Source organism: Streptomyces sp. NPDC029138, from assembly GCF_055564375.1.
On sequence record NZ_JBVHWM010000026.1, the window covers coordinates 18,570 to 44,674 of the forward strand.

Genomic DNA, 26,105 nt, shown 5'->3' on the forward strand with positions numbered 1-26,105 from the left:
CGTTCGGCGTCCGAGCGGGACGGGCTTTCCGCTGTGGGTCGCCGTATGGAGGACCCGTCGGCGTCCGAGCGGGGCGGGCTTTCCGCTGTGGGTCGCCGTATGGAGGACCCGTCGGCGTCCGAGCGGGGCGGGCTTTCCGCTGTGGGTCGCCGTATCCAGGACCCGTACGGATTCCGCGCGTTCCCGCAGGTGCACGGCGCCGCCCTGGATGCCTCGGCCGCGCTGCGCCGGATCGTCGAGACCGAGATCAACTGCCCCTCGGAGAACCCCGTCCTCACCCCGGACGGCCACCTCTATCACCACGGCGGCTTCTTCGCCGCCCCCCTCGCGTTGGCGCTGGACGGCCTGAACCTGGCCCTGCTGAAGACCGCCCAGCTCTCCGCCGCCCGCCTGTCCGCGCTGAGCCGCCCCGACCTCACCGGCCTGCCGGCCTTCCTCGCCACCGGCCCGGCCGGCAGCTCCGGCACGATGATCCTGGAGTACACCGCGAACTCGGCGCTGGCCGAGCTGCGTTCGAGCGCCGCCGCGCCGGCCTCGGCCGGACACGCCGTCCTCTCCCACGGCCTGGAGGAGGCCGCCGGTTTCGCCGGGCAGGCGGCCCGCCAGACGGAACGGGCCCGCGCCGCCTATGCCACCGTCCTCGCCTGCGAGCTGGTGTCCGCCGTCCGGGCCTTGCGCCTCCACCCGGAACCGCCCACCCTCCCCGCCTTCGCCCTCGCCGCCGCCACGCTTCCCACCGGCCTGGAGGACCGCCCACTCACCGGGGACATCGAGACGGCGACGGAGCTGCTGCCCCGCCTGGCGGAGTTCTGAGTGCGGGAATTGTGAGCGCCGTTCCGTGCGGAGCGTCATTCAGTGCGGAACGCCGTTCCGTGCGGAGCGTCGTTCCGTGCGGAGCGTCGTTCAGCGAGGTGCGTGGACGAGGCCACGGCCGAGGTCCGGAGCATGCGCTCATCCCCCCGCGCTACATGAGGCTCAGAGGTCGAACTCGTGCGGCGGCAGGTCCAACGTGTAGCACGCCTCACGCACCACGGCCTGCTCGTCCTTGTCGAAGTCGCCGTCCGCGCCGCCGATGACGATGCCGATCTGGATGACGGCCCGCGCCTCGGCGGGCTTCTTCTTCGCCTTGGCGATCTCCTGCAACACGCTCACCTTGCCGAAGGCGAAGTCCGTCGTCAGCTTGTTCAGGTTCTCCTCGAAGCGGTGGCGGAGGTCGTCCGCCGGGAAGTTCTGCAACACCTCGCTGGTGGCGATGAGCTGGGCCACCCGCTGCCGCTCCGACGGATCCACCGTCCCGTCGGCGGCGGCCACCAGCGCGCACATCGCCATGCTCGCATCGCGGAACGCGCCGCTCTTCAGGTCGTTCTTCCTCGCCACCAACTGTGTCTGCATCTGCGACGCCGACTCCTTGACGCGGTCCCACAGGGCCATGCGCACTCCTCATATCGGCCGGCGGGTGCCTCCGGCACCCCGACGGTGACTTCTACAGCAACGTAGAAACTAACGGGACGGCCGGGAAGTTCCGGAGATCTACACTGACTCCGCGGACACGGCCCGCACAGCCGGAACACAGCGACGACCCCAGCGGAGGAAGGCGACAGTGGCGACAGCGCCCGGCACCGGCTACCAGGACCCCTCCGCCGAGGTGCTCGCCGAGGCGGCCGCCGCCTTCGGACTGCTCGCCACGCCCGCCCGGCTGCACATCGTCTGGGCGCTGGCCCAGGGCGAGAGCGACGTGACCGGCCTCGCCGAACGGGTCGGCGGTGCCCTGCCCGCCGTCAGCCAGCACCTGACCAAACTCAAACTCGCCGGACTCGTCCGCTCCCGCCGCGAGGGCCGCCGCCAGGTCTACTTCGTCGACACCGCCGAACAGGCCGCCCTGGTCGAGGTCGTACGCCTCCTCGTCGGCCGGCTCGCCGAGCGGAAGCCACCCGCCGCCGTCCCGGCCCGCCGGCTCCGTGGCCTCTGACCGCGGAACCGGCACCGCCCTCCAGGAACTGCGGCGCCTGGACACCGGCCCACACGGCCTCACCGACGCCGAGGCCGCCGCCCGTCTCGTCGCCCTCGGCGAGCACACCCCGCCCCGCCCGCGCACCCCCCACCGCACGCCCGCGAGGTGCCGGTGGCCGGCCTCGTGCCCGGCGACGGCGTCCGGCCGGGCCAAGGTGAGACAAGCGAGGCAGAGAAGGGGGCCTCATGTTCCGCAACGGACCTGAGCCTGGCGCCTGCTGATCGTCGCGGTCCTGTTCCTCCTGCTGTCCGTGTCTTGGAAGCTCCCCGACACCGCCCAGGCTCCGCCGGCCGTGCGGCGCTCCTCCTGCCGCTCTCCTAGCCCTCGTCGCCGTCGTCCTCCTCGCCCTCGAAGAAGTCCCCGATCTCGTCGACGACTTCCGCGGCCACCATGCCGCCCACGACGCCCACGGCGAGGCCGGCCGCGCCCGCCGCCACGGCCGTGCCCAGGCCCGGGCCGGAGTGGTGGGGGCCGGGGGAGTGGTGACCGGGCTGGTGCGCGCCGTCGTGGCCGTACGCCGCGTGGCTGCCGTAGGCGTCGCGGTGCTCGGTCACCTGACGGATCCAGCCGTCCACCTCTCTCTGCCAGTCGCGGGCCGGCGCGTCCTCGTGGCGCACGATGAACCGGGTCAGGGCGTCGTGTCCCGATGACCACAGCCCGCCGCGCTTGTCCGCCTCCAGGACGACCTCGACGCCCGTGGGGGAGGCGAGGAAGGTCAGCTCGATCTCGCTCACCGCGTGCGCGTACTGCGGGGACGGGGTCAGCTCGATCTCCTGGTAGAAGGGCAACTGCTGGCCCGTACCGCCGATGCGGCCGTACTCCAGGTCGGCCGAGCGGAAGCCGAAGCCCAGCTCGCCGAGGGCCTCCAACACGGCCTCCTGCACGGGCAGGGGTCGGACGGCCAGTGGGTCCAGGTCGCCCTTGTCCCGGGCGCCGGCCACCGCTACCTCGGTGCGCACGCCCAGCGCGATGCCGAGCGGCTGCCCGTGCAGCTCGGTCACCGGGGTCTCCCAGGGCAGCGGCACGCTGAACGGCAGCTCGCTCTCCTCCTGTTCGCCGAGTCGGAAGCCGCCGCCGATGGTGAACCGCTCGAAGACGACCGCGCCCTCGCTCTCGCCCTCCGCCTGCTCCGCCTCCACGCGGGCGATCAGCTCCAGGCCGATGTGCTCGACCTCCACGGCCGCCGTGCCGCCCCGCAGCAGCACCCGGCCCGCGAGGGCGCCGCCGGGCAGCGCCGCGCCACCGTCCAGCACCGTGTCCACGGAGGGGCCGCCGACCCCGATCGCGCCCAGCAGCCTCTTGAACACCATGCCGTAGCTCCTTCGTCCATCGCGTCACCCGGACGGCTCTCCACCGCCGTCCGACTGCCCGATGAACTCCCGGCAAGGGCAAACAAGTTCCCAAGTCACCTGTTCGGGGGACCCTCGGCTCATGATCCGGCCCGGTCCGGCCTCCGGCTCAGGCCGCCCTCTCCGCCCTCTCCGCCCCCTCCGACGTGAGGGCGCGGGACTCGGCCCGGGCCTGTCGCCGGCGCTTGCGGCGGCTGACGCGTGGTTCCTGGTCCGGGAGCCAGCCGAAGGTGAGGCAGCTGCCGGTGGCGCCGAGGAGCAGGCCGATGAAGAAACCGCCCAGGTTGGAGGTGAGCCAGCTGCCCAGGGAGAGCAGGATGCCGGTGATGGAGTAGAAGAGCCGCTGGGAGGGGTTGAAGAGGATCAGCAGGCCCAGCAGCACCATGAGGGTCGGCAACAGATAGCCGGCCAGGCCCTGCATGCCGATGTGCAGCACGACCTTCAGCGAGGCCTTCTCGGTGAGCAGGATCTCGCCGCCGCCGAGGGCGAGCAGCAGCCCGCCCCAGAACGGCCGGCGGGCCCGCCATCCGCGGAAGGCGAGCCTCGGTCCTGGACGTGGACGGTCCGGCACGGCGATCAGCAACCCGATTCGCTGAAGCGGAGCTTGAGACCCGGCAGCTTGAACACGCCCGCCGTGGTGGCGTAGTTGGTCTGCCGCAGATGAGCGATCCGCACGGTGTCGGCCTGCTGGCTGAAGACGCCGATCGGGCCCTTCACGCCCGCCTTGGTCAGCGTGCTGGCGTCGTTGCCGATCTCGATGTTGTTGAACGCCGCGTCGCCCGACAGCTCGGTGGAGTCGGTGGTCAGGTCGGTCGCGCTGACCTTCTCCGACCCGCTGCCCGCGGTGATCAGCAGGTTGGTGCCGCCGAGGTCGACGCTCTGGCACAGCTTGGTGAGCGTGGCTTGCTTGATCGCGGAGGTGACGACGAGCACCTGGCCGCCGGTGTCCCCGGCGTTCGGGCTGCCCTCCGCCATGTTGTCGAGCCCGCCGAACTGCTCGAACCCGGTGCCGTTGAGTTCGGTCGCGGTGACCGTGAACGGCATGCCGGAGATGGCGAACTGCACACCCAGGGCCCCCTGCGCGGTGAGGACCGCGAGGCCGGCGGCGACCAGGGTGGCGGGTACCGCCATCACGGCGGCCCGGCGGGCCCGGACACGGCCGCGTCTGTCGCCACCGGCGGTGGTCCCGGCGGCGTTCGGGGCTTCGGACGGGGTGTCGCTTCCCGGGGTGTCGGGGGTGTTGCCGGCGGACGGAACGTCCGGGGACAAGGCCATGTCTGCTCCCATGGGCGCGGATCAATGCGGGTTGGGCTTCAGTGGCGCGGTGTCCTGGCGCGGACAGCGGATGCCGCGCACGCCTCCTCACAACTCCCGGCGGGCGCAAGGGCTTTCTCGTTACGCGGCAGTAGCCTCCGAGGAAGTTACCGCCGGTTACATTCAGGGGTCAAGGGAGATGTGAAAAAAGGGTGTCGGATGTGCGCGGACCGCAACCGACCTGCTTCAACTCCCTTTCAACGACTTGACCCTGACGGTCGATCAGGTCTACAACTTCCCCTGTTTCCACGGATCCGTGGCGCCGGATCCAGCAAGCGGCACCAGCCGCGTCGGGCGCGGCATCCGTCGCGTCCCTCATGCGGCACCGGCCGCGTTCCCGGCCTTGTCACGGCAACCGCTCCACCTCGCAGCGCGGCTCCGGCACGGTCACTTCCCTCCTTCTCGCTCCGTGCCCGGCCGCCCTTTGCCCGGCCCGGCCGGAGGTCCTCCCCCGAGGCCTCCGGCGGGTGTCCGGTGTGCCGCCGTCGCGGGTCCGCCGCGTACGGAGAAGGCGTGACGGCCCCGCGCCGGCGGCATCGCCCGCACCACCCGCCACCCCCCACCGCACCTCATCTGTCCCCCCACTTCGGAAGAGAGGCACCCCCATGCGTAAGCGCTCCCTCCTCGCCCTCGCCGGCACCGCCACGGCGCTCGCCCTCACCTGGGCCACCCCGGCCTCCGCGGCCGGCACGGTCCTCACCACCGGCAGCACCGGCGGCACCGCGGTCGCGGTCGGCGACACCCTCACCGCGCCGCTGGCCTCCGGCACCTCCGCCACCTTCTACTCCAGCGCGACGGGCACCAGCGGGATCAAGTGCGCCGGCTCCCAGTTCACCGCCAAGGTCACGGGCAACCCCACCGCGCCCGGCACGGCCACCGAGTCGGTCACGGCGCACACCTTCGACAGCAGCACCTGCACCAGCAACGTCACCGGCGTGCTCGGGGTCAACGGCATCACCATCAACAACCTGCCCTACTCGGCGACGATCACCTCGGACGGCACCCTCACCGTCTCGCCCGCGAGCGGCTCCGTGATCCAGGCCACCGTCCAGCTGCGCACCCTGCTGGGCACCGTGACCTGCGTGTACCAGGCGCCCAGCCTGACCGGTAAGGCCGACAACGCCGACAGCAGCATCACCTTCACCAACCAGCAGTTCACCAGGACCTCCGGCTCGTCGCTGTGCTTCGCCAACGGCTACTTCACGGCCAAGTACGCGCCCGTCACCGACGCCGGAGCCAGGGTCTACGTCAACTGACCGACCGGACCGCCCGGTTCAGCGTCGCCGTAGACGCCGTAGCCGCAGTGTGAGGGCGGCGCCCCCGGTGAGCACCAGCACCGCGGCGGCGCCGCCCGCCAGCAGCGGTGCCGAGGGTCCCGAGCCGCCGTGCGTGGTCTCCGCGACCGGAGTTCCCTTGCCGACGGCTGCCTCGGCCCGCTCGTCGCCCCCGCTGGACCGCTCAGTTGGATTCTCCGCCGGTGAACCCGACTTCGACGACGCCGACGGCGCCGATGAAGCCGGTGCGACCGATCGATCCGGTGCGGCCGATCGATCCGGTGAATCCGGTGAACTCGCCGTCGGTGCGGGCCGAGTGGACCTCGCCGCCCCGGCGGCTTTCCCGCGCTCCGGGAAGATCACGTCGGAGCACGAGTAGTACGTGTCCGGTGTACTGCTGTTCTGCCAGATGGTGTACAGGACCTGACGTCCCGTCCGGCCCGTCGGCAGCGTCGCGTCGACGTGGTACGCCCCGTCGCGCAGCGGAGGGTCCGTGACCTCGGCGAAGGGCCGCTCCGGCAGGTCGGACCACGTCAGCGGCCGCGAGGGGTCGTAACCCTGTTTGGTCAGGTACAGCTTGAACGTGCCCGTGTGCGCGATGGTCGACGCGTAGGTCAGTGTCAGACGGCCGCCCGGTGTCAGCCGCGTCGCCGGCCAGTCCCGCCGGGCCAGGTCCAGGCCCCGGTACGCCGGCAGGTTCCCGCTGCACAGTCTGCCGTCCGGGATCACCTGCCGGTCGCGGCCCGCCACTCCCGCCACGCGCAGGTTGTCCCAGGCGGTGAACGGGCCGCCGTTCGCCGTGATCGCGGCCCGGCAGGCCGCCGTCCGCGCGGCGTCGCCCTGGTGTGAGCAGGCGTAGACCCGGCTGACCGGGTCTATGGGGGCTCCGTGCGCCTGGGCAGACCCCGCCGTCCACGGCAGGAGCAGGAGCGGTGCCGTCGCGGCGGCCATCCTGACGCACTGGCGGGCGGTCATCCGAGTCATCCGGGCGTCTCCTCGGCAGGCGCGGGAACGGGGTCTGCGGCGTCCAGTACGGCCCCGCCGCCCGTCGCGTTCAGCCGGTCCGGCACACCCGCGCGCGGGGGGCGTGAAAGCACCGACCGGTTCGGCTGTTTCGCGCCTGCTTCCACACCCCATTGAGGAGCCGGCGGTCCGCCTCGTATCGTGGCGATCATGGGGTGGCAACACGTCGCCCCGAGGCTGCCGGGCACCGGTCGGCGACGAAGGGGAAACCGATGTGGTCTCGCCCGTTGAAAAGGTGCGGAGCACCCGGCCGGCGTCGAGCGGAGCGGTGACACGTGTCGTGCCGCGCGCGTGGTCCGCCGGACTCCCGTTGCCGTTCGGTGAGTTATCGTATGCAAGGGGTTAAAAACAAACCGCATGTCCTGTTCTTTTTGAACGCGAGGAGGGGTCCAGGATGCCAAGGCAGTTACGTGCCGAACAGACCCGGGCGACGATCATCACGGCCGCCGCCGACCTGATCGACCGGCACGGATACGAATCCACCAGCCTCAGCGACATCGTCGCACACGCGAAGGTCACCAAGGGCGCCCTGTATTTCCACTTCGCCGCCAAGGAGGATCTGGCCCACGCCATCCTGGAACTCCAGGCCAAGGCCGCGCGACAGCTCGTGGACGATGTCGAGAGCCGTGGCTGCTCCTCGCTGGAGGCCCTGATGCGCACCACGTTCGGGATCGCCCGCCTCGCCGTGGACGACCCCGTGCCGCGCGCCGGACTCCGCCTCGCCACGGCGGACATCGCCGTCCGGCCGCCGTTGCGGCATCCGTTCACCGAGTGGCTCGACTTCGCCACCCGCAAGTTCACCGGGGCCGTCCGGGAAGCCGACGTGCACGGCGACCTCGACGTCGGTGTCGTCGCCCACTCCCTCGTCTGCTTCTTCATCGGCACCCGGGTCGCCGGCCGCTCGCTCGAACCGACCGGACGCCTGCCGCGCAGAGTCGCCGAGATGTGGCACCTCATGATCCGGGGACTCGTCCCGGTGCACCGCCGCCCCCGCTATGTCACCCTCGCCACGCAGCTGGAGCGGGAGATCCGCACCGCCTGACACCCGCGATACGGTGACGGACATGCCCGACATCCCCTTCGCACCCGTGATCCTCGGCAACGAACCCGGCTCGTTCCCGCACAGCGTGCTGGCCGAGCGGCACCCCGCGATCATCCGGCAGGTACGGGACGCCTTCCCGTACGGACCCGGGCAGCACACGGCGCTGGACGAGCTGCTGAAGAGCTGCACCGAGGGGACGGTCGAGCCGCTTGCCGCCGACGCCCCGGACCGGGACCGGTGGCACGACTGGGGCCTGGCCGAGTACGCCGGCCGGTCCTGGTACGACGTGCCCTGGCTGTGGTCCGAGAGCTACTTCTACCGCCGACTGCTGGACGCCGTCGGCTGGTTCGGGCCGGGAGCCTGGCAGGGCATCGACCCCTTCCGCCCCTTCAAACGCGCCGAACTCGACGCCCCGGAGACCGACGAGGAACTGGCCGCCCTGGACGGCCTGCGGGACCTGCCCGAGGACGAGCGGGCGCGCGCCCTGCTGCACGGCTCCCTCTGGGGCAACCGCGCCGACCTCGGCTTCCGGCTCTCCGCCGTGGGCGCCGGGGCCCGGGAACCGGCCCCCGCGCTGGTCGCCGACGACAGCGAGACCCTGTGGTCGCTGCTGCCGCCCGCCGGAACCGGCACGCTCGTGCTCGTCGCGGACAACGCGGGCCGCGAACTCGTCCCCGATCTGCTGCTGATCGCCCATCTCCTCGCCGAGGGCCGGGCCGCGCGGGCGGTGCTGCACGTCAAGCCGTACCCGTACTACGTCTCCGACGCCACCACCGCCGACGTGGTCGACGCCCTGAACCGGCTGCGCGCGGCCCGTGGGACGGCCGCCGAGTACGGGAACCTGCTCTGGTCGGCCATGGCCGACGGCCGGCTCACCGTCCGCGCCCACCCCTTCTCCTGCGCCCCGCTGCCGTACGCCGCGATGCCGGACGACCTGCGCGCCGAGTTCGCCGCGGCCACGCTGACCATCGTCAAGGGCGACCTCAACTACCGCCGTCTGGTGGGCGACCGGCTCTGGCCGCCCACCACGCCCTTCCGGGAGACGACCGCGTACTTCCCCGGCCCGGTCGCCACGCTGCGCACCCTCAAGTCCGACGTGATCACCGGCCTGTCCGCCGCGACCGAGGCCGAGTTGGTGGCGGCCGAGGAGCAGAGCTGGCGGACGAGCGGCACGCACGCGCTGATCCAGACCGACCCGAAAGGCGACGGGAAGGACGTCAGGTGATGTGCAGCGGCAGTGACTTCACGCCGTTGATGAAGTTCGACACCAGCCGTCCGGCCTGCCCGGCCAGACGCGGCGGCCCTGGCAGGGCGCGCAGCATCTCCTCGTGGAGCAGCCGCAGTTGCAGCCGGGCGAAGTGAGCGCCCAGGCACACGTGCGGGCCGTCCCCGAAGGAGACGTGCGGATTGGGGGAGCGGGCGAGATCGAGCCGGTCGGGAGCGGCGAAGACGCGCTCGTCGCGGTTGGCCGAGGCGTGGAAGACCACGACCTTGTCGCCCGCGCGGATCGCGCGGCCCGCCAGCTCGGTGTCCCGCACCGCCGTCCGGCGGAAGGTCAGCACGGGCGGATGCCAGCGCAGCAACTCGTCGACGGCGGACCGCACACCCACCTTTCCGGTGCGCAGCAGCTCGTACGCCTCCGGATGCTCCGCCAGCGCCAGCAGCCCGCCCGGGGCCGCGCCGCGGACGGTGTCGTTGCCCGCCACGGTGAGCAGGAAGAAGAACATCTCCAGCTCGGCGTCGGCGAGTTCGGCGTCGTGGGCGAGCGTCGTCATGATGTCGTCCGCGGGATACCGTCTCTTGTACGCGGCCAACTGCCCTGCGTAGGCGAACATGTCCGCGAGCATCGCCGGTGACCGCGGATTGACCGGCCTGCCCGCCCCGTCCAGCACCGGCGGCCCGGCCTCGTCCGGGTCCTGGTAGCCGATGACCCGCTGCGTCCAGCGCAGCAGCAGCCGCCGGTCGCTCTCCGGGACGCCCAGCAGATCCGCCAGATTCAGCAGGGCGTACTCGTCGGTCACGGCGGACACCAGGTCCAGCGTGCCGTCCCCCGCCCGCGCCCCCTCCAGGGCGCCCGCCAGCAGCGTGCGCGCCCGCTCCCGGGCGACCGCCGCGAACCGGTCCACGCGCCCCGGCGTGAAGGCGCGGCTCACCAGCCGCCGCAGCCGCCCGTGCCCCGGCGGGTCCTGGTTGAGCATCATCCGCCGGATGAACGGCAGATCCTGCGGATCGGCGTCACGGATCTGGGTCGCGCCGACGTACGAGGAGTACGTCCCCGCGTCCCTCAGCACGCGTACGACGTCCGCGTGCCGGGTCACCGCCCAGAACCCGGGCCCGGCCGGCCAGCCCAGCACCTCCGGCTCCTCCTGCCAGGCCACCGGATGATGGTCGCGCAGCACGCGGTAGTCGTCGTAGGGCACCCCGGCGGCGTACCGGCGCGGATCGAAGACGTCCGGGACCGGTGGCGCCTCCCGCACGCTCACGCCGCCCCGCCCTGGCCGCCCGCCCGGGTGCCGCCGACGTCGCCCGCGCCGTCGGCCCGCAGGAAGTCCTCGACCGTGCGGACCAAATCCAGCGGGGTCTCGTCCATCGCGTAGTGACCGGCGCCCGGCAGCACGGTCAGCTCCGCGCGTGGATACCAGGACAGCCAGGTCTGCCGCATGACCTCCGGCGACAGCGCCGGGTCCAGCGCGCCGGCCACGGCGAGCGCGGGCACCTCGCTGCCCACGACGTCCGCGGTGAAGTCCTCGCCGGCCCACGAGTCCAGCCAGGCCCGGAACGCCTTGGGGTCGCTGCGCTCCAGCGAGCGGGCCGCCATCCGGTCCAGCCAGGCGGCGGGCCGGCGGCCTCCGGTGGTGAAGTCGATGATCGCGCGCCGGTTCTCCGCCCGGTGCGCCGCGTCCGTGAACAGCGTCGCCTGCTCGCCGGCCAGCGGCATGCCGGAGGCGGGCACGGGGGAGACACCGGCGATCCGGCGCACCCGGTGCGGAGCCACGGAGAGCAGCCGCTGCGCCACCGCGCCGCCCATCGAGTGCCCGATCACCGAGAACCGCTCCCAGCCCAGCCGGTTCGCCAGCTCCACCAGGTCCACGGCCGCCTCGGCCGTCGTGAAAGAGCCCGTGGCGTCCCGGGCCTCGCCGTAACCCCGCAGGTCCACCAGCGCATAGCTGAAGGAGGTGCGGTCCAGGTCCGGCAGGACGGCCGCGTAGGCGGACCGGTCGGCGAACCAGCCGTGCACGGCGAACACCTTGTGGGCGCCGTCGCCGTGCACCTCATGGGGCAGCACGAAGGAGGTCATGCGCCTACCGTGGCCCCCGCGCGCGGGCACGGCAAGGGAACCAACGCCACAACCCCCCACCGGAGTTCCAGGTTTCGCGGGCGGTTCACGCGATGGTGTGATCATGTGTCCCCAGGTGGATGGGGGTCCGGAGCCACGGGTAGGGCCCGGCCATGACGCAGCCGTTCGAACTCCCGCACTTCTACATGCCGTATCCCGCGCGGCTCAACCCGCACCTGGACGAGGCCCGGGCCCACTCCACCCGGTGGGCACGCGACATGGGCATGCTGGAGGGCTCCGGGATCTGGGAACAGGCCGACCTGGAGGCGCACGACTACGGCCTCCTGTGCGCCTACACCCATCCCGACTGCGACGGACCCGCTCTCTCCCTGATCACCGACTGGTACGTGTGGGTCTTCTTCTTCGACGACCACTTCCTGGACATGTACAAACGCACCCAGGACCGCGCCGCCGGAAAGGCCCACCTGGACCGCCTGCCGCTGTTCATGCCGCTCGACCTCGCCACCCCCGTGCCGGAACCGGAGAACCCGGTGGAGGCCGGACTGAAGGACCTGTGGGCGCGTACGGTGCCGTCGATGTCCGTGGACTGGCGCCGCCGCTTCGCCGTCGCCACCGAGCACCTGCTCAACGAGTCGATGTGGGAGCTGTCCAACATCAACGAGGGGCGCGTCGCCAACCCCGTCGAGTACATCGAGATGCGCCGCAAGGTCGGCGGCGCCCCCTGGTCGGCCGGGCTCGTGGAGTACGCGACCGCCGAGGTGCCCGCCGCCGTCGCCGGCACCCGGCCGCTGCGCGTCCTCATGGAGACGTTCTCCGACGCCGTCCACCTGCGCAACGACCTGTTCTCCTACCAGCGCGAGGTCGAGGACGAGGGCGAGAACAGCAACGGCGTGCTGGTCCTGGAGAAGTTCTTCGGCTGCACCACCCAGGAGGCCGCCGACACCGTCAACGACGTCCTCACCTCCCGGCTGCACCAGTTCGAGCACACCGCGTTCACCGAAGTCCCCGCCGTCGCCCTGGAGAAGGGCCTCACGCCCGCCGAGGTCGCCGCGGTCGCCGCCTACACCAAGGGACTCCAGGACTGGCAGTCCGGCGGCCACGAGTGGCACATGCGCTCCAGCCGCTACATGAACAAGGGCGCGCGCTCCAGCTCGCCCTGGCAGCTCCCGAGCGGCCCCGGCACCTCCGCCGCCGACGTCGGCGCGCTGCTGGCCTCCGCCGCACAGGACCGGCTGCGCGCCTACTCCCACGTGCCCTACCAGAAGGTCGGCCCGTCCCGCATTCCCGACCTGTACATGCCCTTCGAGCTCCAGCTCAGCCCCCACCTGGACCTGGCCCGCGGCAACCTCGTCGACTGGTGTCACCGGATGGGCGTCCTCCAGGAGGGCGTCTGGGACGAGGACAAGCTCGCCGCCTACGACCTCGCGCTGTGCTCCGCCGGCCTGGACCCGGACGCCACCCCCGAGGCCCTCGACCTCAGCGCGCAGTGGCTCGCCTGGGGCACCTACGGCGACGACTACTACCCCCTGGTGTACGGCCACCGCCGGGACCTCGCCGCCGCCCGGCTGACCACGGCCCGCCTCTCGGAGTGCATGGCGGTGGAGGGCGCGCCGACGATCGTTCCCGCCGACGCCATGGAACGCGCGCTGATCGACCTGTGGACCCGCACCACGGCCGAGATGACCGTCGACCAGCGGCGCACCCTCAAGACGGCCGTGGACAAGATGACCGAGAGCTGGGTCTGGGAACTCTCCAACCAGCTCCAGAACCGCATCCCCGACCCGGTCGACTACCTGGAGATGCGGCGCTCCACCTTCGGCTCGGACCTCACCCTGAGCCTGTGCCGGATGGGCAACGGACCCGCGATCCCCGCCGAGGTGTACGCCAGCGGTCCGGTGCGTTCCCTGGAGAACGCCGCCATCGACTACGCCTGCCTCCTCAACGACGTCTTCTCGTACCAGAAGGAGATCGAGTACGAGGGCGAGATCCACAACTCCGTCCTGGTCGTGCAGAACTTCTTCGGCGTGGACTATCCGGCCGCGCTCGGCGTCGTCCACGACCTGATGACCCAGCGCATGCAGCAGTTCGAGCATGTGATCGCCCATGAACTGCCGGTGCTGTACGACGACTTCGACCTGTCGGCCGAGGCCCGCACGCTCATGGACGCCTATGTGCAGGACCTGCGGAACTGGATGGCCGGAATCCTCAACTGGCACCGGGAGGTCGACCGTTACAAGGCCGAATGGCTCGGCCGCCGTGCCCACGGCTTCCTGCCCGACCGGGCGCCCGTCCTGTCGCTCCACTGACAGTCCCGGAAACCTCCGCGTACGGAATCGGGCATTCAGGGAACTTCGGTGAGTCCTCGGGAGTCTTGTGGAGTAAGGGGAACAACAGAGCCAGAACACACGGGGGTGTTCTACCTTGACCGAGACCATCGAGAGGCTCACCGGACAGACCACGGGCGAGCAGGCACCGGCGGCGCGGGAACTGAGGCCGTACCTCGCGCGGTTGACCGTCCCGCCGGTCCTGCGGCCCGCCGCGGACGACGTCCTGCGGGAGACCGAGATCGCCCTGCGCCCGACCTGGGTGCGCCTGCACCCGCAGCTGCCGCCGACCCTGATGTGGGGCTACGACGGACACGTGCCGGGCCCGACCATCGAGGTGCGGCGCGGACAGCGCCTCCGCATCGCCTGGACCAACCGCATCCCGAAGGACAGCGAGTACCCGGTCACCTCGGTGGAGGTGCCGCTGCGCACGGACGGCCGCCCGCAGGCCACCACCGAGCCCGGCCGCGAGGGCGTCGAGCCGAACAAGGACGTCGCCGCCCTGCCCGCCTGGTCGGTGACACATCTGCACGGCGCGCAGACCGGCGGCGGCAACGACGGCTGGGCGGACAACGCCGTCGGCCACGGCGACGCCCAGCTGTCGGAGTACCCGAACGACCACCAGGCGGTGCAGTGGTGGTACCACGACCACGCCATGAACATCACCCGGTGGAACGTGATGTCGGGCCTGTACGGCACCTACCTCGTCCGGGACGACGAGGAGGACGCCCTCCACCTGCCCTCCGGCGAGCGGGAGATCCCGCTCATCGTCGCCGACCGCAACCTCGACACCGACGAGGACGGCCGCCTCAACGGCCGGCTCCTGCACAAGACGGTGATCGTCCAGCAGCGCAACCCGGAGACGGGCAAGCCGGTCTCCATACCGTTCACCGGCCCGTACACCACGGTCAACGGCCGCATCTGGCCGTACGCCGACGTGGACCCGGCCTGGTACCGGTTCCGGCTGGTCAACGCCTCCAACGCGCGCATCTTCGAACTCGTCCTGATCGACGAGGACGACCAGCCGGTGCCGGGGATCGTCCACCAGATCGGCAGCGACGGCGGCCTGCTGCCGCGCCCGGTGCCGGTCGACTTCGACGCACGGCTGCCGACCCTGACCGCCGCGCCCGCCGAGCGCTTCGACCTGCTGGTGGACTTCCGCGGGCTCGCCGGACGGACCCTCCGGCTGGTGAACAAGGGCCCCAACCAGCCGGCGGGGGTGCCCGACCCGGCCGGAGACGTACCCTGTCCGGCCGTGCTGGAGTTCCGGGTCCGGGAGAGCTGTGCGGAGGACACCTTCGAACTGCCCGAGGTGCTCTCCGGCTCCTTCCGCCGCCTCACCCACGACATCCCGCACGGCCACCGGCTCGTCCTGCTCACCCCGCCCGCCACGAAGGGCGCCGGCGGCCACCCGGAGATCTGGGAGATGACCGAGGTCGAGGACCCGCACGGCCTGACACTCCCGGCCGAGGGCGTCGTCCAGATCACCGGACCCGACGGCACCACGAAGACGTACCGGCGCACCGCGCGGACCTTCAACGACGGGCTCGGCTTCACGATCGGCGAGGGCAGCCACGAGCAGTGGAGCTTCCTCAACCTCGCGCCGATCGTGCACCCCATGCACATCCACCTGGCCGACTTCCAGCTGCTGGGCCGGGACGCCTACGACGTCTCCGGCTTCGACCCGGCGGTGGGCGGCACCCGCACCCCGATCCGGTACGACGCCGGCCGGGAGATACCGCTCGCACCCAACGAGCGGGGCCACAAGGACGTCTTCCGGGTGCCGGGCGACCAGATGCTGCGGGTCATGGGCCGCTTCGACGGTGCGTACGGCCGGTTCATGTACCACTGCCATCTGCTGGAGCACGAGGACATGGGCATGATGCGACCCTTCGTCGTCATGCCGCCCGAGGCCCTGAAGTTCGACCACGGCGGGGCACACGGCGGCCACGGCGAGGGCCACACCGGCTGAGTGAGCGGGCCGAAAGGGTGCGCTGAACGCGGTGGCGTGACGGCTATGGCTACCCTCCGTCACCCTCCGGGCAGTCTCACCCTTTCGTGTCTCGTCGCGGCCCGCCGCCCCGGGTAGAGCACCAGCCGGAGGCGAGCGAACCATGGAACAGATTGTGTTGCGTCCCAAGCCGATGCCCGGTCAGGACCGGGAGGAGGACGGTACCCCCGGCCCCGCCCGCCGCCCGCACGCCGCGCCCCGGCGCGGACGGCGGCTGCGGACCCTGCTGTGCGGCCTGTGCGCAGGCACCGTGCTGGTGCTCTCCGGCGTCGGCATCGGCACGGTCGGTGCCACGGTGATCGGCATGAGCAGACTCGCCGAGCTGCGACGCCAGGCCCCGCCGCCCGCCCCCTCGGCCAAGGCCGCGCCCACGGCCGCGCCGACCCGCGCCCCCGCTCCGACCGGCCTGGTCCTGGGCGTGGAGGCCGTCGACGCGGAGAAGGCGGGTGCCCTGGTGATGGGCGTGCACGTGCCCGGCCCCGGCTACGCGGCGGGCCTGGTGCGCGGAGACGTCGTACTGCAATGGGGCTCGACCCGTGTGGACACCGCCGCCGATCTGGCCCGAGCCGTCGGACGGGCCAGCCCCGGCAAGGCCGTACTCCTCACGGTGCGCCACGCGAGCGGCGGCTACCAGCAGTTGACGGTGACCCCAGGAGTGGTGACCTGACGGAGCCGGGCCCCGGCCGGGGACAGCAGAGATGCCGCCGGGAACCACAGAGAGACGGCCGGGGCCCGCAGAAAGTCGGCACCCGGGATCGGCCACCCCCGCTCCCGCGCCCCCACCCCAGTCCGCCCCCACCCCACCCCATCCGGGAAACCCCCCACCGCCCCCCCGGCCCCGGTCACGCCGAGAAACCCCCTGGTCACCATCCGTCCCTCGCGTCATCATGGGCCCATGCCGAGCGCCCTCTGGACGGACCGTGGGACGTCGGTCCACGGAACCGGCTCGCGTGGGCCCGTCCCGGCGGGCAGGATGCTGCCCGAGACGCCATCGCCCCGTTTCCGCACCCGCCCCGGAGGCCCGGATGACCGGTAGTACGCCCGCGCCCTTCACCGCCGCCGACCACAGGGCCCGTATGGAGCGTGCCGTGCGCTCCGCCGTCGACGCCGGCCTCGCGGGACTGCTCGTGGCGCCGGGGCCGGACATGGTGTGGCTCACCGGCTACACGCCCACCGCGGTCACGGAGCGGCTGACCCTGCTGGTCCTCGCGCCCGGCCGGGACCCCGTGCTCGTCGTGCCCACCCTGGAGGCCCCGGACGCCGAGCAGGCGGTCGGTGCCGCCGCGCTGACGCTGCGCGACTGGACCGACGGCAAGGACCCCTACGCCGTCACCGCCGGCCTCCTCGACGCCCACGGCCGGTTCGGCATCAGCGACAACACCTGGGCGATGCACCTGCTGGGCCTCCAGCGGGCCCTGCCCGACACCTCCTACGCCTCCCTCACCGACGCCCTGCCCATGCTGCGCGCCGTGAAGGACGCGGCCGAGCTGGAACTCCTGGCGGCCGCGGGCGCGGCTGCCGACCTGGCGTTCGAGGAGATCCGGAAGGTCCCCTTCGCCGGCCGCCGCGAGTCCGACGTCGGCCAGGACCTCGCCGGCCTGCTGCGCCGCTTCGGCCACTCCCAGGTCGACTTCACGATCGTCGGCTCAGGCCCGAACGGCGCCAACCCGCACCACGAGGTCGGCGACCGCGTCATCCGGCCCGGCGACATGGTCGTCCTCGACTTCGGCGGCCTGAAGGACGGCTACGGCTCCGACACCACCCGCACGGTCCACGTCGGCGAGCCGACCGAGGAGGAGCGCCGGGTCCACGACGTCGTGCGCACCGCCCAGGAGGCCGGTTTCCAGGCGGTACGCCCGGGCGTGGCCTGCCAGGAGGTCGACCGCGCCGCCCGCGCGGTGATCAGCGACGCCGGGTACGGCGAGTACTTCATCCACCGCACCGGGCACGGCATCGGCGTCACCACGCACGAGCCGCCGTACATGATCGAGGGCGAGGAGCAGCCGCTCGTGCCCGGCATGTGTTTCTCCGTGGAGCCCGGCATCTACCTGCCCGGCCGCTTCGGGGTGCGCATCGAGGACATCGTCGCGGTCACCGAGGACGGTGGCCGCCGCCTCAACAACACCACCCGTGAGATGGTCATAGTGGAGTGAGAGACCCGAGGAGACCCACTCTCGACGACACCCGGAACGGCGACGCGCGACCCATGACCCAGGCACCGACACCCACCGCGGACACCGTCCGCAGACTGGTCCGCTCGCTGCTCAAGGACGGCGGCGACGGCACCGGGGGACCCGATGTGCGGCCCGTGACGGAGGACCGCGAGCACACCTGGTGGGTCGGCAGCCGCCATGTGCTGCGCCTCGCGCCCGACCGCGAGGCATCCGTCCGCCGCCGCCGCGAACTGCGCCTGCGCGATCTGGTCCGCCCGCAGGTGCCCGTCGCCGTCCCGACCAGCGTCGCGCACGGCGACTGGGCGCCCGGCCTCGCCTACACCCTCGACACCCGGGTGCCGGGCGGCACGGCCGACGAGTACGACGTCTCCGCCGTCGGCGAGGCCGACCTCGCCGGGCTGCTCAGCGGGCTGCGCACGGTGCCGGCCCGCCAGGCGGAGGCGCTCGGCGTGCCACGCACCGCCCCGCGCTCGCTGGAGGCGCTGCGCCGGATGGCCGTGCACGCGGCCGAACGGCTCACCGCCGCCGACGAGTTCGACGCGGCCCGGCTGCACCAGCTCACCCCGCCCGGCGCGGCCCAGCTCGCCGCGCAGTCCGGTACCGCCGTCCTCACCCACCACGGGCTGACCGGCGCGCACGTGGTGGTCAGCGCCGACGGACGGGTCCGCGGCATCCTGGACTGGACCGCCGCGGCCCTCGGCGACCCCGCCGAGGACATCGCCGGGCTCGCCGTCGCCGTCGGCTCCCCGGCGGCCGTCCGCGCCGCCACCCTCGCCGGCTACGGCGCCCGCCCCTGCCTGCGCGGCCTGTGGCTGGCCCGCTGCGACACCGTCATCCGCCTCACCGACCGCCTGGAAGGCCGTACAACCGGCTCCCTGCCCCTGCTGCGGACCCAGCTGCGGCGCGCCTGGGAGCCGATCCTGCTGGAGCGGGTGACGGACCTCCAGGAGGACGAGCCGGAGCCCTGACGGGGCCGCGGAGGGCCGTCAGGGCCACGGCACGGAGCCGCCCGCGGACCCCGGCCTTCCCAGGCCCGTCAAAATCTGTCAGCACCACCTCTCAGGGCTGTGTCAGCACCACGCACGACTCCCCGGGCACCTGGAGCAGCCCGTCCGGGCCCGGCGCCTCGACCGGGTCCCAGGCCGCGAGGACCTCCACCCGGCCGGTGCCCAGCGGAATCGCCGCCGGCTCCTTGCCCAGGTTCACCGCCACCCGTACGTCCCCGCGCCGGAAGGCCAGCCAGCGGGCGTCCTCGTCGTACGCGACCTTCGTGTCGGCGAGGTCCGGGTCGGTGAGGTCGGGCTGGGCGTGGCGCAGCGCGATCAGCTGCCGGTACCAGGCCAGCACGCGCGCGTGGGGCTCGCGTTCCGGCTCCGACCAGTCCAGGCAGGACCGCTCGCGGGTCGCCGGGTCCTGCGGGTCCGGTACGTCCTCCTCCGCCCACCCGTGCGCGGCGAACTCCCGCCGCCTGCCCTGCCGTACCGCCTCGGCCAGCTCAGGGTCGGTGTGGTCGGTGAAGAACTGCCAGGGCGTGCCCGCCGCCCACTCCTCACCCATGAACAGCATCGGCGTGAACGGGGCGGTCAGGGTCAGCGCGGCCGCGCAGGCCAGCAGGCCGGGGGAGAGGAGGGCGGAGAGCCGGTCGCCCTGGGCGCGGTTGCCGACCTGGTCGTGGGTCTGGCTGTAGCCGAGCAGCCGGTGCCCGGCCACACGCGCGCGGTCCAGCGGCCGGCCGTGACTGCGGCCCCGGAAGCTGGAGTACGTGCCGTCGTGGAACCAGCCGCCGATGAGCGTCTTGGCGAGCGCGGCGAAGGGATCCCGCGCGAAGTCGGCGTAATAGCCCTGGGACTCACCGGTCAGCGTGGCGTGCAGGGCGTGGTGGAAGTCGTCGTTCCACTGCGCGTGCAGTCCGAGACCGTTCTCCGCGCGCGGGGTGATGAACCGCGGGTTGTTCATGTCCGACTCGGCGATCAGGAACAGCGGCCTGCCCACCTCCTCGGCCAGAGCGTCGACCGCCGCCGACAGCTCCTCCAGGAAGTGGCACGCGCGCGTGTCGTACAGCGTGTGCACCGCGTCCAGCCGCAGCCCGTCGATCCGGTAGTCCCGCAGCCACGCCAGCGCGCTGCCGACGAAGAACGCGCGCACCTCGTCCGAGCCGGCCGCGTCCAGGTTGACCGCCGAACCCCACGGCGTGGTGTGCGTGTCCGTGAAGTACGGCCCGAACCGCGGCAGATAGTTCCCGGTGGGCCCCAAGTGGTTGTGCACGACGTCCAGGACGACGCCCAGACCGAGTTCGTGCGCCCGGTCCACGAAGCGTTTCAGGGCCTCGGGGCCGCCGTACGGCTCGTGCACCGCCCACAGCGACACGCCCTCGTACCCCCAGCCGTGCCGGCCCGGGAAGGGACACAGCGGCATCAACTCCACGTGCGTCACACCCAGTTCCACCAGGTGTTCCAGCCGGGCGGCGGCGGCGTCCAGGGTGCCCTCCCGGGTGTACGTGCCCACGTGCATCTCGTACAGCACCGCGCCCGGCAGCCCGCGCCCCGCCCACCGCGCGCGCCACTCGCGCCGCCCGTGGTCCACGACCGCGCTCAACCCGTCCGGGCCGTCCGGCTGGCGGCGCGAGCGCGGGTCGGGCAGCACGGGGCCGTCGTCCAGCGCGAACCCGTACCGCGCGCCGTCCTCCGCCTCCGCCTCACCCGTCCACCACCCCGCGCGCGCGGGATCGCGCGCCAACGCGCGCGTGGTGCCCTCGCAATGGAGCGTCACTCGGTCTGCCTGCGGTGCCCACACCTCGAACTGCACGGACGGTTCCCCTTCGTCTGCTCACCGTGATGTCCCGCGTCTCCATCGTGCCGTCCCGGACGATCAATCCGCTCTCGAATCCGCCCTTTGCCGGCAGGTGTCGCGGAAGTACCCGCGGACCGGTACCGATTCCGTGATTCCTGGACACCCGGGGTTCACTGCCCGACAATCACGAGGGTGACGTCGTCCTTCGAGTTCTCCACCTACCCCGCGCGCCTGTCCGACGCGGAGCGCGACCAGGCGCTGCGGGTGCTGCGCGACGGCGTCGCCATGGGCCGGCTCTCGCACGACACGTTCGTGCGCCGCATGGAGCTGGCGCTCGCCGCGCGCCGCTCCGACGAACTCGCCGCCCTCGTCGCCGACCTGCCCCGGGAGAACCGGTTCTCCCGCGCGGTCCTCGGCACCGTGGAGGCCGTCTCCGGGTTCACCGTACGGCTGCGCCGGGCCTGGCAGGCCGAGCGGCTGCCCAAGCTGCTGCTGCCGCACCCGACGCACACCCACCCGCTGCGCATCGGCCGCGACCCCGCGAACGGGCTGCGGCTGAACCACGAGACCGTCTCCCGCGTGCATGCCGAACTCCGCCACCAAGGCGGCCTGTGGGTCCTCAGGGACCTCGGCTCCACCAACGGCACCACCGTCAACGGCCGCCGGGTGATCGGGGCGGTCGTCGTCCGCGAGGGCGACCAGGTCGCCTTCGGCAGGATGGCGTTCCGGCTCGCGGCGAGCTGAGCCCTGCCCGGCCCGTCCTGTTCGAACTGGCGTGCAGCGACGCGCGCGTGCGGTGCCGATCGAGTGAGCGGCACTGCGGAAGACGCGCCGCCGTGCCGATGCAACGGGGCATGACGTACATCACCAGAGCGGCAGCGGCGGCCGGCGCCCTGCTGGCCGCCGCCGGTCTCCTCACCGCGGGCCCGGCCCAGGCGGCCTCCCGTGACGTCCTGCCGGGCAACTGGCTCTATCTGACGGTCACCAAGGGCGATGCCCGGTCCAGCGACACCGGGGGCACGCTGCTGCTGTGCGAGCCGCCCCAGGGACACGCGCGCGCGGCCGAGGCCTGCGCGGACCTGGCCGCCGCCGGCGGTGCCATCGACCGCATCCCGGCCAAGCAGGTTTTCTGCCCGATGATCTTCGCCCCGGTGACGGCCCACGCGCGTGGGCGGTGGAACGGGCGGTCGGTCGACTTCGAGGACACGTACACCAGCGCGTGTGTGATGCGGGCGCGGACGGGGTCGGTCTTCGCGCTGGACGGCTGACGGGCGACTGGCGAGCAGGTGGCGTGCGCCGGAGGCCGGGGTGGCGTGGGGCGCCCGGGTGGCGTAAGCCGACGCGAGGGGTGGTGGGCTCCGGTGCGCGGGCTTGCGCGGGCCCGCCCGGGTCACGCCACCTGTTCCGCGCGCCGGCTCACGCCGCGTGCCCCGCCGGCTCACACCACTGCCTGTACCGTTCGGCTCACGTCACTGCCGGGCCCGTTCGCTGACGCCACTGCGTGGACCGCTCGGCTCACGCTGCCACTGCCCGGCCCGCCCGGTTCACGCCACTGCCCGGCCCGCCCGGCTGACGCCCCGCCCGGACCGTTCGGCTCACGCCGCCTGGTCCCGGGCCTGCTGTGCCGCCACCAGTACTGTCCGGGACTGGTGCTCCACCTGGTGCTCCAGCGGCACCCAGCGGGCCCGGAACCGTTCCGCGAAGGCGTCGCACCAGGTGGCGACGAGTTGTTCCAGGCGCGGCGCCGCCCGGTCGTCCACCTCCCGCAGCACCCGCAGCAGCATCGCCGCGGCCCGCAGCGGCAGCCGCCGTCCGAAGGCGTCCACACTGCCGACGTACGCCATCGTCGTGCCCGCCGGCGAGGTGTGGGTCCAGTCCTCCGCCAGGCCCGGGATCAGCTCCAGCGCCCACCGCGCGGCCCGCAGCAGCGGCCCGTCCACGCCCTCCAGCCGGGGCAGCGCCTCGGCGAGGATCCATTCCACCTCCCGCGCGTCCCGCAGCAGCCGCTCGGCCAGGCGCCGCATGGCCGCCGCCGGTGCCGGGTGCGGCGCCGGGTCGTCCACCAGGTCGCTGGCCCACATCGGCACCTCCACCACGGCCGTCAGACCGCCGTACCGGTGCGCGTGGTACCAGGTGCTGTGCCGGGCGTCGTCCGGCATGCTCGGGTAGGCCACGCCCGTCTCCGGGCCGGGCATCACGTGCACGCCGGGACCGGAGGATGGCCAGCCCGCCGCGTCCGAGGCCCCCGTCTCCACCGGTATGTGCAGCTCCGCCGCGGACTTGGCGAACGGCTCGGCCAGGCCCGGCACGTCCTTGGTCAACTGCACCCAGCTGCCGCCCAGATCGGTGCCGTGCAAGGTCACCTGGAGGTACGGGCGCAGTTCGTCTATGACGCCGGTCAGCGTCCGCGTCTCGGGCGGCAGCCGGTCCGGCGGCAGCACCGACGGCGACCACTCCGGCTGCTCCGCACCCGTCGGCCGGTAGAAGCCGAGGTGGTAGTCGAGCAGGCTGCGCGGGGCCGGGGTCACATGGAGACTCGCGCCGTCCGGGTCCGCGCACAGCAGGAAGTGCCAGGAGGTGTCCGCCCGCAGCTCGCGTTCCGCCAGCACTCTCTCGGCAAGCACCCGCAGGGTGGAACCGCCCGTCGGCTCGTTGGCGTGCGCGCCCGCCACCACGAGCACCGCGCGGCGGGCGTGTCCCACCGACAGCAGGTGCAAGGGTCTTCCCGCGCGCGAGACGCCCACCTGACGCAGCGCGCACAGCCCGGGTTCCTGAGCCGCCAACGCCTGAGCGGCGGCGACCAGTTCGGGAACGCTGGGGTAGCGCAGCTCCGGCAGAGGACTCACCCCCGACTTGTCCGCCCGGCTTCGCCCTCCCAGTCCCGCACGCGACGGGTGAACTGTCAAGCATGCGGCGGGGGAGGCTCCGGGGGGCGCCCGGACGCGGGGGCCCGCCCCCGCCCGGACCCCTGCGCTGCGTGGGTTCACTGCTGGTGCAGGCCGCGTCCCGCGAGTGTCAGGAACACCTCGCCCACCGCCTCCGACAGTGTGGGGTGCGCGTGCACATGCCGGGCCACGTCCGAGGGCTCGGCGTCCCAGCCGACGATCAGCTGGCTCTCGGCGATCATCTCCGACACGTTCGGGCCGACCAGATGCACACCGAGCACCTGCCCGCCGCCGGCCTCCGCCACGACCTTCACCATGCCGCCCTGACCGTGCACCATCCCCTTGGCCACGGCGGTCAGCGGCATCGTGTTGACGTCGACCTCATGCCCACGCGCGCGTGCCTCGGCCTCGCTCAGCCCCACGGAGGCGGTCTGCGGCGAGGAGTACGTCACCCGGGGCACGGCCGCGTAGTCGACCGGCGCCGACTCCAGCCCGGCCAGCGTCTCGGCCACCAGCAGCCCCTCCGCGAACGAGGCGTGGGCGAGGCCGAGGGAGGGCGGCGGCAGCAGGTCGCCGACGACGTGGACGCCCGGTACGGCCGTCTCCAGCCGGTTCCAGTCCGCCGGTACGAGGAAACCCCGCTCGTCCGTCGTCAGGCCGGCCGCGTCCAGGCTCAGATCCTCGGTGACGGGAGCCCGGCCGACGGCCACGAGCAGCCGCTCCGCCGTCACCGTCCGGGTCTCTCCCCGCGCGGTCCGCACACGCGCGCGTACGCCGTTCTCCAGCAGCTCCGCGTCCAGCAACCGCGCGCCCGCCTGGACATCGATCCCGCGCTTCTTCAGACCGCGTGTCAGGTGTCGGCTGACGTCGGCGTCCTCCAGCGGCACGATCCGGTCGGCTGCCTCCACCAGGGTGACCTCGGCGCCCATGGACCGGTGGAAGGAGGCGTACTCCACCCCGATCGCGCCCCCGCCCAGCACCAGGACCGACGCCGGGAGCCCCGGCGCGAACAGGGCGTCGTCGCTCGTCACCACGCGCCGGCCGTCCGGATCGAGCCCCGGGAGCGTGCGCGGGCGGGAGCCGGTCGCGAGGACGAGCGCACGGCGTGCGGTGAGGTCGTGCTCGCCCGGCGCACTGTCCGTACGCACACCGTCCTGCCGTACCGTACGCACGTCCTCCACCCGCACCGCGCGCGCCCCTGTCAGACGTGCGCTGCCCCGCACCACTCGCACGCCCGCGTGGGCGAGATGCGCCTCGACCCCCTTGTGGTTGCGCGCCACGATGTCGTCCCGCGTGGCCACCAGCGCTCCCCAGTCGACCGAGTCCACGGTCGCCTTCACGCCCCAGCGCTCCCGGGCCTCGGCGATCCCGTCGACCAGCTCGGCGGCGTGCAGCATCGCCTTGCTCGGGATACAGCCCCGGTGCAGGCACGTGCCGCCGACCTTGTCGCGTTCGACGAGGGTGACGTCCAGACCGAGGGCGGCGGCGCGCAGAGCGGTGCTGTAGCCGCCGGTGCCGCCGCCGATGACGATCACGTCGGATGTATGGATGCCCGTATCGATGGTCATGGCATCCACCCTCCGTCCACCCCTTGTCATGAGTCCAAGGCAATGTTGTTGTGGAATCCATGCACGATCCTTATGGGGCGACGGGGAAGGGTACGGGGAGTTGAGCCTGCGCCAGATGGAGTACTTCGTGACGGTCGTCCAGGAGGCGTCGTTCACGCGCGCGGCGGACGCCCTGCACGTCACCCAGCCCGCGCTCTCGCACCAGATCAAGGCACTGGAGAAGTCGGTCGGCGGCGCCCTGCTGGAGCGCCTGCCCCGGGGCGTGCGCCTCACGCCGATGGGCCGCGCCTTCCTGCCGCACGCCGAACTCGCCGTCCGCAGCGCGGCCCAGGCCCGCCGCGCGGCCCGCGCCACCGTCGGCGCCGAGGGCGGCGAGCTGCATGTCGCGGCCCTGCACTCCGTCGCGGTCGGCGCCCTGCCCGACGTCTTCGCCCGCTGGCGCGCGGCTCACCCCCGGGTGCTGCTGCGCCTGCACGAGTACGCCACCGACCAGGCCCTGGAAGAGGCCGTGCAGCGCGGCACCGCCGACCTCGCCGTCGGCCCCGAGCCGGCCGGGCGGCCCGGTACCGTCGTGCCCGTCGGCGAGGAGGAGGTCGTCCTCGTCGTGCCCTTCGACGACCGGCTCGCGGGGCGTACGACGGTCACGCTCCCGGAACTCGCCGACCACGCCTGGGTCCGCTGCGCCATGGAACCCGTCGTGCACGGCGAACGCTTCCTCGACCGGGCCTGTGGGAACGCCGGGTTCCGGCCCCGGACCGCCGTGTGGACCGAGCACACCTCGACGGCCGTCCGCATGGCCGCCGCCGGCGTCGGGGTGTGCGCCGCGCCCGCCCACATCGTGCGCGGCGCCGTCGGCGAGGACTGCGTGGTCCTCACCCCCGACCCGCCCTGGAAGCGCTCCCTGACGGTCTACGCGCGCGTGCCACCCACGGGCGCCGCGGCGGCCTTCGTGGACCTCCTACGCGCGGCCTGGCCACCCCTGAGCCCCAACGGTCGGTACGAGAACTGCGAGCCGCCCGCGGCGTGACGGTTTGCCGGGCGG

The 26,105-nt window shown here is 72.8% G+C and carries 23 protein-coding genes; 13 read left to right on the forward strand and 10 right to left on the reverse strand.

Features of this window, described 5'->3' with window-relative positions:
- A partial coding sequence (locus tag ACZ4WH_RS21065; RefSeq protein ID WP_468182554.1) for an aromatic amino acid lyase occupies positions 1-813 on the forward strand: 813 nt, incomplete at its 5' end.
- Positions 814-975: 162 nt separating this feature from the next.
- On the opposite strand, the gene ACZ4WH_RS21070 is transcribed toward ACZ4WH_RS21065, so the two are convergent.
- The gene (locus tag ACZ4WH_RS21070; RefSeq protein ID WP_468182556.1) at positions 976-1,431 is read right to left on the reverse strand and encodes a tellurite resistance TerB family protein; all 456 of its coding nucleotides are present in this window, start codon (positions 1,429-1,431) and stop codon (positions 976-978) included.
- 169 nt (positions 1,432-1,600) lie between these two features.
- Between ACZ4WH_RS21070 and ACZ4WH_RS21075 the strand changes: the two genes are divergently transcribed.
- Positions 1,601-1,969, forward strand: coding sequence for an ArsR/SmtB family transcription factor (locus tag ACZ4WH_RS21075; RefSeq protein WP_468182558.1), 369 nt, complete (start codon positions 1,601-1,603; stop codon positions 1,967-1,969).
- 359 nt (positions 1,970-2,328) lie between these two features.
- Here ACZ4WH_RS21075 and ACZ4WH_RS21080 read toward each other — a convergent pair whose 3' ends face one another.
- The 3 genes from ACZ4WH_RS21080 to ACZ4WH_RS21090 all read right to left on the reverse strand — a co-directional run bounded on the left by ACZ4WH_RS21080 (position 2,329) and on the right by ACZ4WH_RS21090 (position 4,635).
- A complete protein-coding gene (locus tag ACZ4WH_RS21080; protein WP_468182560.1) occupies positions 2,329-3,321 on the reverse strand; it encodes a sporulation protein in 993 nt (330 codons plus the stop codon).
- A gap of 148 nt (positions 3,322-3,469) precedes the next feature.
- Positions 3,470-3,931 (reverse strand): DUF6114 domain-containing protein, encoded by a 462-nt coding sequence (locus ACZ4WH_RS21085; protein ID WP_468182562.1) that lies wholly within the window; start codon positions 3,929-3,931, stop codon positions 3,470-3,472.
- Positions 3,932-3,936: 5 nt separating this feature from the next.
- Entirely contained in the window at positions 3,937-4,635 is a 699-nt protein-coding gene (locus tag ACZ4WH_RS21090; protein ID WP_468182564.1) for a DUF6230 family protein, read from the reverse strand.
- A 644-nt stretch (positions 4,636-5,279) separates the two neighbouring features.
- On the opposite strand from ACZ4WH_RS21090, the gene ACZ4WH_RS21095 reads away from it, so the two are divergent.
- Complete coding sequence (locus tag ACZ4WH_RS21095) at positions 5,280-5,930, forward strand: Tat pathway signal sequence domain protein (RefSeq protein WP_468182566.1); 651 nt, start codon at positions 5,280-5,282, stop codon at positions 5,928-5,930.
- A gap of 18 nt (positions 5,931-5,948) precedes the next feature.
- Here the strand turns inward: ACZ4WH_RS21095 and ACZ4WH_RS21100 are convergent, their stop codons facing one another.
- A complete protein-coding gene (locus ACZ4WH_RS21100; RefSeq protein ID WP_468182568.1) occupies positions 5,949-6,932 on the reverse strand; it encodes a lytic polysaccharide monooxygenase in 984 nt (327 codons plus the stop codon).
- A gap of 433 nt (positions 6,933-7,365) precedes the next feature.
- Between ACZ4WH_RS21100 and ACZ4WH_RS21105 the strand changes: the two genes are divergently transcribed.
- Together ACZ4WH_RS21105 and ACZ4WH_RS21110 are read left to right on the forward strand one after the other, a co-directional pair.
- Entirely contained in the window at positions 7,366-8,013 is a 648-nt protein-coding gene (locus tag ACZ4WH_RS21105; RefSeq protein WP_468182570.1) for a ScbR family autoregulator-binding transcription factor, read from the forward strand.
- 22 nt (positions 8,014-8,035) lie between these two features.
- Positions 8,036-9,238 (forward strand): damage-control phosphatase ARMT1 family protein, encoded by a 1,203-nt coding sequence (locus ACZ4WH_RS21110; RefSeq protein WP_468182572.1) that lies wholly within the window; start codon positions 8,036-8,038, stop codon positions 9,236-9,238.
- Here the strand turns inward: ACZ4WH_RS21110 and ACZ4WH_RS21115 are convergent.
- Both ACZ4WH_RS21115 and ACZ4WH_RS21120 read right to left on the reverse strand, forming a co-directional pair.
- Positions 9,231-10,496 (reverse strand): cytochrome P450, encoded by a 1,266-nt coding sequence (locus tag ACZ4WH_RS21115; RefSeq protein ID WP_468182574.1) that lies wholly within the window; start codon positions 10,494-10,496, stop codon positions 9,231-9,233. The two genes, ACZ4WH_RS21110 and ACZ4WH_RS21115, sit on opposite strands and share 8 nt — an antisense overlap.
- On the reverse strand, positions 10,493-11,311 hold the full coding sequence (locus ACZ4WH_RS21120; RefSeq protein ID WP_468182576.1) for an alpha/beta fold hydrolase: 819 nt from the start codon (positions 11,309-11,311) through the stop codon (positions 10,493-10,495). Before ACZ4WH_RS21120 ends, ACZ4WH_RS21115 begins: the two co-directional genes overlap by 4 nt.
- Before the next feature lie 152 nt (positions 11,312-11,463).
- Between ACZ4WH_RS21120 and cyc2 the strand changes: the two genes are divergently transcribed.
- The 5 genes from cyc2 (at position 11,464) to ACZ4WH_RS21145 (ending at position 18,788) form a co-directional block, all read left to right on the forward strand.
- Positions 11,464-13,617 (forward strand): germacradienol/geosmin synthase Cyc2, encoded by a 2,154-nt coding sequence (gene cyc2, locus ACZ4WH_RS21125; RefSeq protein ID WP_468182578.1) that lies wholly within the window; start codon positions 11,464-11,466, stop codon positions 13,615-13,617.
- A gap of 115 nt (positions 13,618-13,732) precedes the next feature.
- Positions 13,733-15,607, forward strand: a complete 1,875-nt coding sequence (gene phsA / locus ACZ4WH_RS21130; RefSeq protein ID WP_468182579.1) for an O-aminophenol oxidase PhsA — start codon at positions 13,733-13,735, stop codon at positions 15,605-15,607.
- A 142-nt stretch (positions 15,608-15,749) separates the two neighbouring features.
- Positions 15,750-16,313: a PDZ domain-containing protein gene (locus tag ACZ4WH_RS21135; protein WP_468182581.1), complete on the forward strand. Its 564-nt coding sequence runs from the start codon at positions 15,750-15,752 to the stop codon at positions 16,311-16,313.
- Between the two features lie 358 nt (positions 16,314-16,671).
- Entirely contained in the window at positions 16,672-17,799 is a 1,128-nt protein-coding gene (locus ACZ4WH_RS21140) for an aminopeptidase P family protein (RefSeq protein ID WP_468182583.1), read from the forward strand.
- A gap of 53 nt (positions 17,800-17,852) precedes the next feature.
- A complete protein-coding gene (locus ACZ4WH_RS21145; protein WP_468182585.1) occupies positions 17,853-18,788 on the forward strand; it encodes an aminoglycoside phosphotransferase family protein in 936 nt (311 codons plus the stop codon).
- A gap of 91 nt (positions 18,789-18,879) precedes the next feature.
- Here the strand turns inward: ACZ4WH_RS21145 and treZ are convergent, their stop codons facing one another.
- The gene (treZ, locus tag ACZ4WH_RS21150; protein ID WP_468182586.1) at positions 18,880-20,625 is read right to left on the reverse strand and encodes a malto-oligosyltrehalose trehalohydrolase; all 1,746 of its coding nucleotides are present in this window, start codon (positions 20,623-20,625) and stop codon (positions 18,880-18,882) included.
- A gap of 177 nt (positions 20,626-20,802) precedes the next feature.
- On the opposite strand from treZ, the gene ACZ4WH_RS21155 reads away from it, so the two are divergent.
- Both ACZ4WH_RS21155 and ACZ4WH_RS21160 read left to right on the forward strand, forming a co-directional pair.
- Positions 20,803-21,354 carry a DUF1707 and FHA domain-containing protein gene (locus tag ACZ4WH_RS21155; RefSeq protein WP_364858983.1) on the forward strand — a complete coding sequence of 184 codons (552 nt, stop codon included), beginning with the start codon at positions 20,803-20,805 and terminating at the stop codon, positions 21,352-21,354.
- A 110-nt stretch (positions 21,355-21,464) separates the two neighbouring features.
- Complete coding sequence (locus ACZ4WH_RS21160) at positions 21,465-21,878, forward strand: SSI family serine proteinase inhibitor (RefSeq protein WP_468182588.1); 414 nt, start codon at positions 21,465-21,467, stop codon at positions 21,876-21,878.
- A gap of 327 nt (positions 21,879-22,205) precedes the next feature.
- On the opposite strand, the gene ACZ4WH_RS21165 is transcribed toward ACZ4WH_RS21160, so the two are convergent.
- Both ACZ4WH_RS21165 and lpdA read right to left on the reverse strand, forming a co-directional pair.
- On the reverse strand, positions 22,206-23,456 hold the full coding sequence (locus ACZ4WH_RS21165; protein WP_468182590.1) for a M14 family zinc carboxypeptidase: 1,251 nt from the start codon (positions 23,454-23,456) through the stop codon (positions 22,206-22,208).
- A gap of 137 nt (positions 23,457-23,593) precedes the next feature.
- A complete protein-coding gene (gene lpdA, locus ACZ4WH_RS21170; RefSeq protein ID WP_468182592.1) occupies positions 23,594-25,063 on the reverse strand; it encodes a dihydrolipoyl dehydrogenase in 1,470 nt (489 codons plus the stop codon).
- A gap of 100 nt (positions 25,064-25,163) precedes the next feature.
- Between lpdA and ACZ4WH_RS21175 the strand changes: the two genes are divergently transcribed.
- Complete coding sequence (locus ACZ4WH_RS21175; RefSeq protein WP_468182594.1) at positions 25,164-26,090, forward strand: LysR family transcriptional regulator; 927 nt, start codon at positions 25,164-25,166, stop codon at positions 26,088-26,090.
- Positions 26,091-26,105: the final 15 nt, after the last annotated feature.

Coding starts and splice junctions, on each gene's coding strand:
- ACZ4WH_RS21070 (WP_468182556.1), bottom strand. CDS start 1,431: ATGGCCCTGTGGGACCGCGTCAAGGAGTCGGCGTCGCAGATGCAGACA.
- ACZ4WH_RS21080 (WP_468182560.1), bottom strand. CDS start 3,321: ATGGTGTTCAAGAGGCTGCTGGGCGCGATCGGGGTCGGCGGCCCCTCC.
- ACZ4WH_RS21090 (WP_468182564.1), bottom strand. CDS start 4,635: ATGGCCTTGTCCCCGGACGTTCCGTCCGCCGGCAACACCCCCGACACC.
- ACZ4WH_RS21095 (WP_468182566.1), top strand. CDS start 5,280: ATGCGTAAGCGCTCCCTCCTCGCCCTCGCCGGCACCGCCACGGCGCTC.
- ACZ4WH_RS21100 (WP_468182568.1), bottom strand. CDS start 6,932: ATGACTCGGATGACCGCCCGCCAGTGCGTCAGGATGGCCGCCGCGACG.
- ACZ4WH_RS21105 (WP_468182570.1), top strand. CDS start 7,366: ATGCCAAGGCAGTTACGTGCCGAACAGACCCGGGCGACGATCATCACG.
- ACZ4WH_RS21110 (WP_468182572.1), top strand. CDS start 8,036: ATGCCCGACATCCCCTTCGCACCCGTGATCCTCGGCAACGAACCCGGC.
- ACZ4WH_RS21120 (WP_468182576.1), bottom strand. CDS start 11,311: ATGACCTCCTTCGTGCTGCCCCATGAGGTGCACGGCGACGGCGCCCAC.
- cyc2 (WP_468182578.1), top strand. CDS start 11,464: ATGACGCAGCCGTTCGAACTCCCGCACTTCTACATGCCGTATCCCGCG.
- ACZ4WH_RS21135 (WP_468182581.1), top strand. CDS start 15,750: ATGGAACAGATTGTGTTGCGTCCCAAGCCGATGCCCGGTCAGGACCGG.
- ACZ4WH_RS21140 (WP_468182583.1), top strand. CDS start 16,672: ATGACCGGTAGTACGCCCGCGCCCTTCACCGCCGCCGACCACAGGGCC.
- ACZ4WH_RS21145 (WP_468182585.1), top strand. CDS start 17,853: ATGACCCAGGCACCGACACCCACCGCGGACACCGTCCGCAGACTGGTC.
- ACZ4WH_RS21160 (WP_468182588.1), top strand. CDS start 21,465: ATGACGTACATCACCAGAGCGGCAGCGGCGGCCGGCGCCCTGCTGGCC.
- lpdA (WP_468182592.1), bottom strand. CDS start 25,063: ATGACCATCGATACGGGCATCCATACATCCGACGTGATCGTCATCGGC.